This is a genomic window from Paramicrobacterium chengjingii (assembly GCF_011751765.2).
In the GTDB taxonomy this organism is placed as follows: domain Bacteria; phylum Actinomycetota; class Actinomycetes; order Actinomycetales; family Microbacteriaceae; genus Paramicrobacterium; species Paramicrobacterium chengjingii.
In genome coordinates, this window is record NZ_CP061169.1 from 1,732,191 (window position 1) to 1,745,332 (window position 13,142).

Here is a 13,142-nt window from a genome sequence, read left to right on the forward strand (position 1 = left end):
GTCTCTGGGTGTGGCTGAGCGACCAGAACCCGAAGACGTGCCCCAAGAATTCACGGATGCCGTCGCCGCCATCCGCGCCGCAAATCTTCGTGATGAGCTTGTGGTCTCTGAGATTCCGGCACCCGCTCAACTCGCCCCCCATGCGCTCGCGCTCTCGGCTGACGTGCGTCCGAATGCTCATGGAACCGACTCGGAGCTCGGCACCGGCAGGTTCATCATCCTGTACGATCCGAGTGAGCCATCGTCGTGGCACGGACGTTTTCGTGTCGTGTGCTTCGCGCAGGCGCCGCTCGAGACGGAGATCGGCCTCGATCCCTTTCTCACAGATGTTGCATGGTCGTGGCTTGTTGATGCTCTCGACGCACGGGATGCGAAATACACGGCGGCCTCTGGCACCGCCACACGAATTCTCTCGACAGGGTTTGGGGAATTGGCAGACCAGGGCGACGGGGCACAAATTGAATTGCGGGCATCGTGGACTCCTCTCGAGTCCAGTGTGTCCGCCCATGTGGAAGGTTGGGCCGAGCTTCTGTGCATGCTTGCAGGACTGCCTCCCACGACAGAAGGAGTGACATTGCTTTCCGCCCGCAGGACGGCTCGTGACTGACCGTCACGTCATAGACACACGAACCGAATACGACAGTTCCCTGCGCGCGATCGCTGCCGGATCCGGCCCCGTCGCCGTCGACACCGAACGCGCCTCTGGGTATCGATACTCCCAGAAGGCGTATCTCATTCAGGTTTTTCGCCGAGGGGCCGGAGTGTTCCTCTTCGATGCACCGGCAATCGGATGCTTCGACGATCTCAATGAGCTGATCGGCGGCGAGGAATGGGTGCTGCACGCCGCGAGCCAAGATCTTCCGTGCCTGCGTGAGGTTGGAATCGATCCGCGCGTACTTTTCGATACGGAACTGGCGGCACGGCTCCTCGGCATGCCGAAGGTCGGTCTGGGGGCCGTCGTCGAGGACAGTCTCGGGGTTCACCTTGCAAAGGAGCATTCGGCCGCAGACTGGTCGACGAGGCCGCTTCCGCAGTCGTGGCTCGAGTATGCGGCGCTCGACGTTGAGCTTCTCATCGACGTTCGCGACGAGCTCGAACAGCGACTTGTCGAACAGCGCAAAACCCGTATTGCGCGAGAGGAGTTTGAGGCCGAGCTGAACGCCGAGCCGAAGCCACCGCGTGCTGACCCCTGGCGGAAACTCAGCGGCATCCATTCCTCACGTGGATCACGTCACCTCGCCGTCGCCAAGGAACTGTGGGAGTCACGTGACGCTCTTGCTCAGGAGACAGATACGGCGCCGGGCCGGCTCGTGCCGGATCGCTCGCTCGTCGCTGTCGTGAAAGCAACGCCGCGCACGAAAGAAGCCCTTGCGGGAATGCGCGAATTCAGCGGACGCGCCAGCCGAACAGAGCTTGACCGGTGGTGGGCCGCGATCGAACGCGGTTTGACCACTACAGACCTGCCGGAAGCCAGACGGTCCACTGGCGACCACGTGCCCCCTCCCCGCGCATGGGCAGATCGTGCCCCCGAAGCCGATGCTCGGCTGAAGCGTGCAAAACCTGCCGTTGCCGAGATCGCTGACGCCCTCGGGATGCCCATTGAGAATCTGCTCAAGCCCTCGATTCTGCGCGGTGTCGCGTGGAATCCGCCAGCGCCTCAGACGGCCGATCAGATCGGTGCAGCGTTGCGCGACGCGGGCGCGCGACCCTGGCAATGTGAAGCAACTGCACAATCGATCGCGCGTGCATTTGTGGAGGCTGCCCAAAGTGGTGCACCCGAGCCGGAATCCGAATCGTAGAAAGAAGCAAAGGATTCTCAGAACGCCCCGATTGCCTCATAGTGTCGAGAAGAACCCATAAGGAGGCAGCGTGACGATCAACGCAGATGTCTATTTCATCGACGGCGTTCGAACCCCGTTCGGTCGGGCAGGTGAAAAGGGAATGTACTGGCAGACCCGCGCCGACGACCTCGCCGTCAAGGCGATGATCGGGCTTCTGGAACGGAACCCGGACGTCCCCAAAGACCGAATTGACGAGGTAGCGATTGCCGCGACGACGCAGCAGGGCGATCAGGGCCTGACGCTGGGGCGCACGACAGCGTTGCTGGCGGGACTCCCCCAGTCCGTACCTGGATATGCCATAGATCGCATGTGCGCGGGTGCCATGACCGCCGTAACAGCGGTGGGCGGCGGTGTCGCATTTGGGGCATATGACCTCGCGATCGCTGGTGGCGTCGAGCACATGGGTCGGCATCCGCTCGGGATTGGGGCAGATCCAAACCCGCGGTTCCTCGCTGAGAAGCTCGTCAGCGCTGATGCCCTTGACATGGGAAAGACAGCTGAGCGCATCCACGATCGTTTCCCGCACCTGACGAAGGAGCGAGCCGACCAATTCGGCATGCTCAGCCAGCATAAGGTTGCCGCGGCGTACGAGAACGGCAAGCTTCAGCCCGATTTGATACCCGTGGCCACTCGGAGTGACTCCGGCTGGGGGCTCGCCACGGCAGACGAGGGGATGCGGCCCGAGACGACGATGGAAGGGCTCGCCGGACTGCGCACGCCGTTCCGCCCGCACGGTCGCGTGACCGCTGGCACATCGTCTCCGCTCACCGACGGCGCCACAGTGAGCCTCATTGCAGGTAAGGACGCAGTGAAGGAGCATGGTCTCACACCGAAGATGCGCATGGTGAGTTTCGGGTTCGCGGGCGTCGACCCGGAAATCATGGGACTCGGGCCCGTTCCGTCAACGGAGAAGGCCTTGCGCAAGGCTGGTCTCAGCATCGACGACATCGGGCTGTTCGAGCTGAACGAAGCGTTTGCCATTCAAGTGCTCTCGTTCCTTGATCATTTTGGCATCGCTGACGACGACCCTCGTGTCAACAAATGGGGAGGCGCCATTGCCATCGGTCACCCCCTTGCGGCATCCGGCGTTCGCCTCATGATTCAGCTGGCAGCGCAGTTCGCTGAGCACCCGGAGGTGCGCTATGGCGTCACAGCCATGTGCGTCGGACTCGGACAGGGCGGCACAGTGATTTGGGAGAACCCCGCGTGGAACGGACGACGGAAGTGACTGAAACTACCTATTCAACAATCGACTTCACACCGCTTGTCGAGATGTCTGCAGACGAAGTGGTGACCCACAGTTACGTTCGAGATGTTGCTTTGCCGTCGGGTAAGACACTTGCGCTCGTGACCCTCGACAACGGCAAGGACCACACACGACCGAACACATTCGGCCCAGTGGGGCTTCTTGAGCTCGACGCGACGCTCGAGACGCTCAGAGCCCGGGCATCCGCCGGCGAGATCGAGGGCGTCGCGATCACAGGCAAGCCGTTCATTCTGGCAGCCGGAGCCGACCTCTCGAAGGTGAATGACATTCCCTCGCGTGAGATTGCCGCACTACTGCCGAAGCTCGGGCATCATGTCTTCGGCAAACTCGACAACCTCGGTGCGCCGACATTCGTCTTCATCAACGGCCTCGCGCTTGGCGGCGGGCTTGAGATCGGTCTGAACGCCAACTATCGCACCATCGACGCGTCTGCGCAGGGCATTGCTCTGCCTGAGGTGTTCCTCGGTCTCATTCCCGGCTGGGGCGGATCATACTTGCTGCCCAACCTCATCGGCATCGAGAACGCCCTGACCGTGATGATCGAGAACCCGCTCAAGATGAACCGGATGCTGAAAGCTCCGAAAGCGTTCGAATTCGGCATCGCCGACGCGATGTTCAACGCGTCAACATTCCTCGAGGAATCGATCGCATGGGCTTCAGACGTGATTGACGGCACAATCATCCCGAAGCGCAAGAACGCGCCGGGAAAGATTGAACGAGCGGTTAAATGGGACGCTGCGATCGGCATCGCCCGCAAGATGCTCGAGTCGAAGATTGGCACCGTGCCTGTCTCGCCCTACAAGGCACTCGACCTGTTGAAAGCGGCGAAGTCCGGGTCGAAAGCCGAGTGCTTCGCGCTCGAAGATGACGCCCTCGCTGAACTGATCGCCGGTGAGCAGTTTCGAGCCTCGGTGTACGCGTTCAATCTCGTGCAGAAGCGAGCAAAACGGCCGGCGGGTGCACCGGACAAAGACCTTGCGCAGCGCGTTACCAAGGTCGGTGTCATCGGTGCAGGTCTCATGGCTACGCAATTCGCACTTCTCTTCGCACGGCGACTCCGTGTTCCCGTCGTGATCACCGATCTCGACCAGAAGCGTGTCGATCAGGGCGTGGCCACAATTCGGGCCGAGATCGACAAGCTGCACGAGAAGGGCCGCATCTCGTCAGACGAGAGCAATCGCCTTACTGCGCTCGTTCACGGTACGACGGATAAAGCAGAGTTCGCTGACTGCGACTGGGTGATCGAGGCGGTCTTCGAGGAGCTTGGCGTGAAACAAGATGTCTTCGCCGACATCGAACCGCACATTTCTCAGGAAGCTGTTCTCGCGACAAACACGTCGTCACTCTCCGTCGAGCAGATCGGCGCCAAGTTGAGGCATCCCGAACGCCTCGTCGGCTTCCATTTCTTCAACCCGGTTGCAGTGATGCCACTCATCGAGGTTGTGCGAACGCCGGGTGCGAGCGATGCCATTCTCGCAACGGCGATGGCGACGGCGAAGAGCCTGCGAAAAAATGCTGTGATTACGCGAGATACCCCAGGATTTGTCGTGAATCGAGTGCTGGCGAAACTTCTCGGCGAGGCAATGCATGCCGTTGACAGCGGTACGAGCTTTTCCGATGTTGATGCGGCACTGGCGCCACTTGGTCTGCCGATGGCGCCATCCGAACTGCTAGACCTCGTCGGGCTGCGCGTCGGTGCTCACGTGCTCGACACTCACCATCGTGCGTTCCCTGACCGCTTCTACGACTCCGAGAATCTGCACAAGCTCGCCGAATACGGCGCGCTCTTCGAGAAAGATGCGAAGGGGAAGATCAAGGGCTTCGATAAGAAAGCTCTCAAGATCGTGTCGGGAGGAACCTCACCACTTGACACGAGCGAGATTCTCCGCCGCGTTCAAGACGGCTTGGCTGACGAGATTCATCGGATGCTGGACGACGGCGTCGTTCACGGTGCCGAAGACATTGATCTCTGCCTCATCCTTGGTGCCGGCTATCCGTTCCAGATGGGCGGTGTCACACCCTATCTCGACCGAGTCGGCGCTAGTGAACGAGTGTTCTCAGATACCTTCCATCACCCTCCGATGACGGCACTCGGCGAATAACCGCGCCTGGCGAAAAGCGAGCTGCTCTGACCGGAGTAGCTCGCTTTTTTGCGGAATCAGCTGATCTTCTTGTCGCTCGACTCTGCGTGCACACCCCTGGCATCTGAGTCGCTCGTTGGCCGTGCAATCGGAATTCTGCTGCCCAAGACCTGAGCGACAACGTCCCGGGCGATCTGACGACCGGTCAGACCGGCATCTTCCAGAATCTCCTCTCGAGACCCGTGAGAGATGAATTCATCTGGCATTCCCAGCTCGTCGACAGCTGTGTCGACCCCTGCTCCACGGAGAACCTGCCTGATGCGTGTGCCGATTCCCCCGACACGAACTCCGTCTTCGATCGTGATGACAAGCCGGTGGTCTCGCGCAAGGTCGACAACGCTTGTTGCGACAGGCACGACCCAGCGCGGATCGACAACTGTGGCGCCGATGCCCTGATCTGCGAGCCTGTCCGCCACATCAAGAGCGGTGCCGGCCATCGAGCCGACGGCGACGATGAGCACGTCTTTGTCGTCGCACGACCGCAGAACATCCACGCCGTCATCACATCTGTATTCAGCTGGAAGCGGGTCACTCACTGCACCTTTGGGGAAGCGAACGACGGTCGGGGCATCGCCAACGGCCACGGCCTCGGTCAACTCTTCGCGCAATCGTTCCGCGTCACGAGGGGCAGCGATGCGAATGTGCGGCACTGCCTGCAGAATGGAGAGATCCCAGATGCCATGATGCGATGGACCGTCGGGTCCAGTGATCCCCGAGCGATCGAGAACGAAGGTCACACCTGCCTTGTGCAGTGCGACGTCCATGAGCACTTGATCGAACGCCCGATTCATGAAAGTCGCATAGAGAGCAACGACGGGGTGTAGCCCACCGTAGGCAAGACCTGCGGCGCTCGTCACTGCGTGTTGCTCGGCGATCCCGACATCGTGCACACGATGGGGAAACTTCTCTGCAAAGAGGTGGAGACCCGTCGGGCGCAGCATCGCAGCTGTAATGGCCACGATCTTCTCGTTCTGCGCGCCGAGCTGCAGAAGGCTCTCGCTAAAAACACGTGTCCAGGATTCGCTGGCATCCGTCGCCGTCGGACGCCCCGTTGCCGGGTCGATCTTTCCCACGGCGTGGAATTGATCGACCTCGTCGTGTCGGGCCGGAGGATAACCGCGACCCTTCTCCGTGATGGCGTGCACGATCACAGGTGCGGCATAGTCGCGCGCCTGCTCGAGGGCCTCCCTCATCGCGCTGATGTCGTGCCCATCGATCGGCCCGACATACTTGATGTCGAGGTTCGAATACAGTGCCGCATTGTTCGTAAATCGGCTGAGAAATCCGTGGATGCCGCCGCGCACACCGCGATAGACAGCGCGCCCGGGTCGTCCCATACGATTGAACGCAGCTTCACTCGAACGGTACAGCGATCGGTACGTTCTGCCCGTGCGTACAGTGTTGAGGTATCGGGCCATTCCGCCAATCGTTGGCGCATAGGACCGGCCATTGTCGTTAACAATGATGATCAGGCGGCGTGTGTTGTCATCAGAAATGTTATTGAGAGCTTCCCAGGTCATTCCACCGGTGAGCGCCCCGTCGCCCACTACGGCGACGACACATCTGTCGTGTTGCCCCGTGAGCTCAAATGCGCGAGAGACGCCGTCCGCCCAGCTCAGCGAACTTGACGCGTGCGAGCTCTCGACGATGTCGTGGGCAGACTCGGATCGCTGCGGGTACCCGGCGAGCCCACCTCGCTGGCGCAGTCGTGAGAAGTCCTGTCGTCCGGTGATCAGCTTGTGAACGTACGACTGATGACCCGTGTCAAAGATGACGGCATCGTGCGGCGAATCGAACGTGCGATGAAGAGCCACGGTGAGTTCGACAACACCGAGGTTGGGCCCGAGATGGCCGCCCGTCTGCGAAACTTCGCTGATTAAGAACTGCCTGATCTCCTCGGCAAGTTGTTCAAGTTGTGCCCCAGACAGCGCATCGAGATCTCGTGGGCCAGAGATCGACTCAAGAAGCGTCATGCAGCAGCACCTCGCAGGAACGTGAATCCGATAAGCATCAACTCTACGCCGATGCCCCTGGTCCGCTCGCACGGAGCGCCCAGGGGCATCGGCAGGTCAGTTAGGAAGCAAGGCTGCGAAGCACGTACTGCAGGATTCCCCCGTTGCGGTAGTAATCCGCCTCTCCCGGCGTATCGATTCGGACGACAGCGTCGAACTCAACGGGCTGCTTACCCTCGGCGGAGTGCTCGCTCGCTGTTGCCGTGACGTGCACCGTCGACGGCGTCTTTCCGTTGTTCAGCTCGTCGATTCCTGAAATTGCATAGACCTCGGTTCCATCGAGTCCGAGGTCGTCGGCCGTCTTCCCCGCAGGGAATTGAAGCGGGATGACACCCATTCCGATCAGGTTCGAGCGGTGAATGCGCTCGAAGCTCTCAGCGATGACGGCGTGCACACCAAGAAGTGACGTTCCCTTGGCCGCCCAGTCGCGGCTCGAGCCGGAGCCGTACTCCTTGCCGGCGAGGATGACCAGCGGGGTGCCTGCCGCCTGATAGCGCTCGGATGCGTCGTAGATCGGCGCCTGTGGAGCATCCGTCTGCGTAAAGTCGCGGGTGAACCCACCCTCGACGTCCGTGAGCAAAAGGTTGCGAAGGCGAATGTTAGCGAAGGTTCCGCGGATCATGACCTCGTGGTTGCCTCGACGTGATCCATACGAGTTGAAGTCACGACGCGCGATGCCGTGATCGCTGAGGTAGCGACCTGCGGGGCTGTCTGCCTTGATCGAACCTGCCGGGCTGATGTGGTCGGTCGTAACAGAGTCCCCCAGCTTGGCCAGCACCCGAGCGCCCGAAATGTTTGAGACGGGTGTTGTCTCAAGCGTCATGCCATCGAAGTACGGAGGCTTGCGCACGTATGTCGAATCGCTGTTCCACTCAAATGTCGACCCCGTCGGGGTGGGAAGCGACCGCCACCGTTCATCGCCGTCAAACACGCCGCTGTACTCGTGAGAAAACATGTCGCTCGAGATCGAACTGTCGATAGTCGCCTGAACTTCATCTGCGTCTGGCCAGATATCCTTCAGGAAAACATCGTTGCCATCAGCATCCGTGCCGAGCGGGTCAATATCGAAGTCGAAGTTCATCGAACCGGCAAGGGCGTAAGCGATGACGAGTGGCGGGCTCGCAAGGTAGTTCATCTTCACATCGGGGTTGATGCGACCCTCGAAGTTTCGGTTGCCAGACAACACGGCGGTAACGGCAAGATCGCTGTCGTTTACCGCGGCAGAGATATCGTCTTCGAGCGGACCCGAGTTGCCGATGCAGGTCGTGCAGCCGTAGCCGACAGTGTAGAAACCGAGGGCTTCGAGATCGGAGGTGAGGCCGGCCTTCTCGTAATAATCGGTGACAACCTTCGAACCCGGCGCGAGCGTGGTCTTGACCCAGGGCTTAGCAGTGAGACCCTTCGCCGCGGCATTCCGAGCAAGAAGTCCGGCAGCAAGCATCACCGACGGGTTCGAAGTGTTGGTGCACGAGGTGATCGCGGCGATGGCGACGGCGCCGTGGTCGAGGGTAAAGGAATCTCCACCGTCACGCTCGACCTTCGTCGGCTTGGAAGCCGTGCGTGGAGCGTGGCTCAAGTGGCTGTGGCTATGCACGACGTGCTCGTCTTCCGGTGTGTTCCCCGGGGGATCCGAAGCAGGGAAGGACTCAGATACCTCTAGGTCGACGAGGTCATGAGTGACGTCGGCGTAATTGTGCAGGTCGGACTCGAACTGAGTTTTCGCCTCTGTGAGCTGAATGCGGTCCTGGGGTCGTTTCGGACCGGCGATCGACGGCACGACAGTGGAGAGGTCAAGCTCAAGGTACTCACTGAACTCGGGCTCGATACTCGGGTCGTGCCACAGGCTCTGTTCTTTAGAGTACGTCTCAACGAGAGCGATCTGCTCTTCGCTACGACCTGTCAGCCGCATGTAATCAAGAGTGACGTCGTCGATCGGGAAGATCGCTGCTGTCGATCCAAACTCGGGGCTCATGTTTCCGATGGTCGCGCGGTTAGCGAGCAGGACGGCGGCAACGCCAGAGCCGTAGAACTCCACGAACTTACCGACGACTCCGTGCTCGCGAAGCTTCTCGGTGATCGTGAGAACGACATCGGTCGCTGTGACACCAGACGGGATGTCTCCCGTGAGCTTGAAGCCCACGACCTTGGGAATCAGCATCGATACGGGCTGACCGAGCATCGCGGCTTCAGCCTCAATGCCGCCGACACCCCAGCCCAGTACACCGAGCCCGTTGACCATCGTGGTGTGCGAGTCGGTCCCAACCAGAGTGTCAGGGTATGCCTGGATCGCGCCATTCACCTCACGCGTGTAGGTGACGCGTGCCAGGTACTCGATGTTCACCTGGTGGACGATTCCCGTGCCCGGGGGAACGACTTTGAAGTCTTCAAACGCGCTCTGACCCCAGCGGAGGAACTGATACCGCTCTCCGTTGCGCTCGTATTCGATCTCGACGTTACGTTCGAGTGCTTCCGTTGTGCCAAAGACGTCGGCGATCACCGAGTGATCGATCACGAGCTCCGCGGGTGACAACGGGTTGATCTTGTTCGGGTCTCCCCCGAGCTCCACGAATGCCTCACGCATTGTGGCGAGATCAACGATGCACGGAACGCCCGTAAAGTCCTGCATGACGACGCGCGCGGGCGTGAACTGAATCTCCGTATTCGGCTCGGCCTTGGGATCCCAAGCACCAAGGGCGTCGATGTGCGCCTTCGTGATGTTTGCACCGTCTTCAGTGCGAAGCAGGTTCTCGAGGAGGATCTTCAGGCTGAATGGCAGCTTCTCGTAGCCGTTGACGGCATCGAGGCGAAAGATCTCGTAGTCGGAGTCACCGACTGTCAGGGTGCTCTTAGCTCCAAAGCTATTTACCGTGGACACGTTGCCTCTCCTTCGTTGGCGCTTGTTTCGGGCGCACGCTCAGAGTCAATTCTGACCTTCCGACACTCCTACAGCTAGCAAGGTGCACCTAACAGGACGCTCATAAGTGTCGGCGAATATTTATCTTGATGTCAAGATAACACTATCAGGTCTGGTGATCGTGCTCTGCAGCGGCACGCTTCTTTCGCACTGACGTGACGGCAAGCCAAGTCACGACAAGAAGCGGAGCGTACAGAGGGATACCGAGCACCAGCTTGATCGTCCCGAGTGCCACGAAGCTGCCGGCGAAGTACAGCGGGAGTTCAATGACGAGCCGGAGCGCGAACATCGTGGCCCAGACCCACGTGAGACCCGCGTAGAAACGTCTGAGACCGTTGTCTTGGCGCCACCCATTGCCATCACCGGTAAGAACACCGACCAGCACACCGATCAGCGGCCAGCGGGCGAAAACCGAGACTGCGAGAGCAATCAGGTAGATTCCGTTCGTCCAGAAACCCGGAAGGTAGAAGTCCTCAGCATTTCCGGTAATCGCCGCAAGTGCCGCTGAGATGCCGATCGCGATCAGCCCCGTGATTGCCTGCAGGAGCGTTTGGCGCTGGATCAGCCGAACGATAGTGAAGATCACGCCGATCACACTTGCGGCGACAATGGCAGGAAGAAGCTGCCGGCTGACGGTGTAGGCGACGAGGAAGACAAGCCCAGGCAGAATCGCCTCGAGGATGCCGCGGACGCCGCCCATTGCAGCGATCAGCGTCTTCGCATCGAGCGATTCGGCAGAACCGAGCGCCGAGAGAGATGACTTGCCAGCTGCCTTGCCGATCTCGGACGACAATGCGTCTCGTGTCGACGGCGTCTCCTCTGATGACCGTGAATCGCTGTTGCTCATTTACGTAGCTTGGCCTGGTTGCTCGGGCATTTTCAACGGAATCAGGTCTCGAGGGGGCATGGCCTGCCCGCCGCGGACGACAACGATGCTGCGGAAGAGATCGTCGATTTTGTCCGCAGCTTCCCCCTCGCGCGCGCCGGCTCCTGCAACGACCCCGCGAAGAAACCAACGCGGACCGTCGACGCCAATGAATCGAGCATCCCGGGTCTTCGAGCTATCGCCCTGGGCTGCAACGGGGACGCTGGCCATCAGCTCTCGTCCGAAGGGACCGTCAACGTCGTGAGTCGTTCCGCCCTGTTTGTCGATCTGGTCGCGGATCTGATCGCGCGTCTCGTGCCACAGACCACGGCCGCGAGGTGCGGCAAACGGCTGTACCTGGAGAGTTGAGTCGGCGTAGTCGAGGCCGACGGCGACGATGCGCTTTGACGATTCTTCAACTTCGAGTCGAAGGTTGAGTCCTTCTCGAGGAAGAATCTTTACTCCCCCCAGGTCGATGTAGGGGCGAATGGGATTCGCCTCCGTCTCGTCGAACGGGCCGTTCTCTTCTCGGTCGGCGGGCGCCGACTTCTCTGACGGATCGATCTCGATCTCGTCAGCCTCGTCAGCCTCGTCAGCACCTTCTGCTTCGTCGATGACGTCATCGTCGAGCTCTGTCTCGGACGACGCCTCGGTCTTCTTCTTGCGCAAGATCATGATTCAGCTCCTGTCTGGCGTGCTTGGTATCCGGTCGAGCCAAAGCCCGACGCCCCTCGAGCGCTGTCGGGGAGCCTGTCCACGGGCACAAACCGCGCCTGTGTGACCGGCATAACAATCATCTGAGCGATTCGGTCGCCCTCCGCAATGCTGTATGCCTCACGGGCGTCCGTGTTCAAGAGAATCACCTTGATTTCGCCTCGGTATCCCGAGTCGATCGTCCCCGGGCTGTTGACGATTGTGATCCCGTGCTTCGCGGCGAGCCCACTTCGGGGCACGATGAACGCTGCGAACCCGTTGGGAAGTGCAATAGAGACCCCGGTGCCGACGAGCGCCCTCTCCCCTGGCTCAAGCCTCACGGATTCGGCCGCGACGAGATCGGCGCCAGCATCAAATGGGTGGGCGTAGCTCGGGGGCTGGGGCGCGATAATAGGTATGTCTGCGCTTTCAGTCACAGATCGAGAATAGTGCAGAAACCTGATCGAAGAGGGACATTGACTACCTATCACGAACGCATCTGGGCCGCGAAGTGGATCCCCTGGGCGCTTCTCCTCGTCATTCCAGCCACCCTGATTGTGCTGCAGCCCGTGTCGTGGCTTGTCGGCGCCATCACTGCACCGATTCTCTACCTTGCGTGCCTGACCCTCTGGGTCGTGTCTGCAGCCACCGTGGAGATTCGGGACGGGACGTTGCACGCCGGACGTGCCCGTATCGGCATCGAGTTTCTCGGGGAGGCCGAAGCGATCCTTTCTGAGGACGCGTTTGCTGCTCGCGGGCGCGATCTCAACCCTCGAGCGTGGCTACTGATCCGCGGCGGAGTGAAAGACGTTGTACGAGTGCCTGTGAGCGACCCTGACGACCCGACGCCGTACTGGCTGCTCTCGACGCGCTCCGCACAAGCGTTGGCCGCCGCGATCAACGATGCGCGACGGCCAACGGCTCGAATTGAGGGCGAATAGTCAGGAAGCGCACTCCTTGCACACGGGGCCCAGCTTCTCTTGGTGATCAAGCTGCGAGCGGTGCTTCACGATAAAGCAGCTCACGCAGGTGAACTCGTCTGCCTGGGGAGGCAGCACAACGACGTCCAGGTCGACGTCAGAGAGATCTGCTCCCGGCAGGTCATAACCGCCGGGATTGTCGGCGTCTTCGACGTCTACGGTGCCTGACATCTTGTCAGGAACCCGCTCCTTGAGTGCCTCAATGGAGTCGGAGTCTTCCTCCGTCTTACGGGGCGCGTCGTAATCCGTTGCCATTCTTTTCCACTTCTCACTTTCAGGGGGGCCAAACAAAATCGGCGGCCACAGTTTGCACCATCGACTCGCAAAGAGCAAACCGCTTTCCGCTCACCGCGGTTGTTCGTCACAAGCAACTGCGACTGCGTTACAGAGGCAACTGACGGCACGCCCGCGTTATTCCCGCGAAAACGG

At 60.5% G+C, this 13,142-nt stretch carries 11 protein-coding genes; 5 read left to right on the top strand and 6 right to left on the bottom strand.

All coding sequences use genetic code 11. The features are described from left to right. The first annotated feature begins 10 nt into the window (after positions 1 to 10). The 4 genes from HCR76_RS08480 (at position 11) to HCR76_RS08495 (ending at position 5,210) form a co-directional block, all read left to right on the top strand. Positions 11 to 607, top strand: a complete 597-nt coding sequence (locus HCR76_RS08480; RefSeq protein ID WP_166989973.1) for a DUF3000 domain-containing protein — start codon at positions 11 to 13, stop codon at positions 605 to 607. Next, positions 600 to 1,799: an HRDC domain-containing protein gene (locus tag HCR76_RS08485; protein WP_166989975.1), complete on the top strand. Its 1,200-nt coding sequence runs from the start codon at positions 600 to 602 to the stop codon at positions 1,797 to 1,799. Before HCR76_RS08480 ends, HCR76_RS08485 begins: the two co-directional genes overlap by 8 nt. Before the next feature lie 70 nt (positions 1,800 to 1,869). Then, entirely contained in the window at positions 1,870 to 3,069 is a 1,200-nt protein-coding gene (locus tag HCR76_RS08490; RefSeq protein ID WP_166989977.1) for a thiolase family protein, read from the top strand. Between the two features lie 44 nt (positions 3,070 to 3,113). Beyond that, positions 3,114 to 5,210: a 3-hydroxyacyl-CoA dehydrogenase NAD-binding domain-containing protein gene (locus HCR76_RS08495; protein ID WP_166990411.1), complete on the top strand. Its 2,097-nt coding sequence runs from the start codon at positions 3,114 to 3,116 to the stop codon at positions 5,208 to 5,210. Between the two features lie 56 nt (positions 5,211 to 5,266). Here the strand turns inward: HCR76_RS08495 and dxs are convergent, their stop codons facing one another. The 5 genes from dxs to dut form a co-directional block, all read right to left on the bottom strand. Next, complete coding sequence (dxs, locus tag HCR76_RS08500; RefSeq protein WP_166989979.1) at positions 5,267 to 7,222, bottom strand: 1-deoxy-D-xylulose-5-phosphate synthase; 1,956 nt, start codon at positions 7,220 to 7,222, stop codon at positions 5,267 to 5,269. Between the two features lie 100 nt (positions 7,223 to 7,322). After that, positions 7,323 to 10,136 (bottom strand): aconitate hydratase AcnA, encoded by a 2,814-nt coding sequence (gene acnA / locus HCR76_RS08505; RefSeq protein ID WP_166989981.1) that lies wholly within the window; start codon positions 10,134 to 10,136, stop codon positions 7,323 to 7,325. A 145-nt stretch (positions 10,137 to 10,281) separates the two neighbouring features. Further along, complete coding sequence (locus tag HCR76_RS08510; protein WP_166989983.1) at positions 10,282 to 11,022, bottom strand: DUF3159 domain-containing protein; 741 nt, start codon at positions 11,020 to 11,022, stop codon at positions 10,282 to 10,284. After that, positions 11,023 to 11,715 (bottom strand): DUF3710 domain-containing protein, encoded by a 693-nt coding sequence (locus tag HCR76_RS08515; RefSeq protein WP_166989985.1) that lies wholly within the window; start codon positions 11,713 to 11,715, stop codon positions 11,023 to 11,025. Continuing rightward, entirely contained in the window at positions 11,712 to 12,170 is a 459-nt protein-coding gene (gene dut, locus HCR76_RS08520; protein ID WP_166989987.1) for a dUTP diphosphatase, read from the bottom strand. The genes HCR76_RS08515 and dut overlap by 4 nt, the downstream gene beginning before the upstream one ends. 39 nt (positions 12,171 to 12,209) lie before the next feature. Here dut and HCR76_RS08525 point away from each other — a divergent pair, with 39 nt between their 5' ends. After that, on the top strand, positions 12,210 to 12,674 hold the full coding sequence (locus HCR76_RS08525; protein WP_166989989.1) for a DUF3093 domain-containing protein: 465 nt from the start codon (positions 12,210 to 12,212) through the stop codon (positions 12,672 to 12,674). On the opposite strand, the gene HCR76_RS08530 is transcribed toward HCR76_RS08525, so the two are convergent. Then, entirely contained in the window at positions 12,675 to 12,968 is a 294-nt protein-coding gene (locus tag HCR76_RS08530; protein WP_166989991.1) for a DUF4193 domain-containing protein, read from the bottom strand. Positions 12,969 to 13,142: the final 174 nt, after the last annotated feature.

Bases quoted from the DNA above. Each gene is read 5' to 3' on its own strand.
- HCR76_RS08495 (WP_166990411.1), top strand. From the start codon at position 3,114: ATGTCTGCAGACGAAGTGGTGACCCACAGTTACGTTCGAGATGTTGCT.
- dxs (WP_166989979.1), bottom strand. From the start codon at position 7,222: ATGACGCTTCTTGAGTCGATCTCTGGCCCACGAGATCTCGATGCGCTG.
- HCR76_RS08510 (WP_166989983.1), bottom strand. From the start codon at position 11,022: ATGAGCAACAGCGATTCACGGTCATCAGAGGAGACGCCGTCGACACGA.
- HCR76_RS08515 (WP_166989985.1), bottom strand. From the start codon at position 11,715: ATGATCTTGCGCAAGAAGAAGACCGAGGCGTCGTCCGAGACAGAGCTC.
- HCR76_RS08530 (WP_166989991.1), bottom strand. From the start codon at position 12,968: ATGGCAACGGATTACGACGCGCCCCGTAAGACGGAGGAAGACTCCGAC.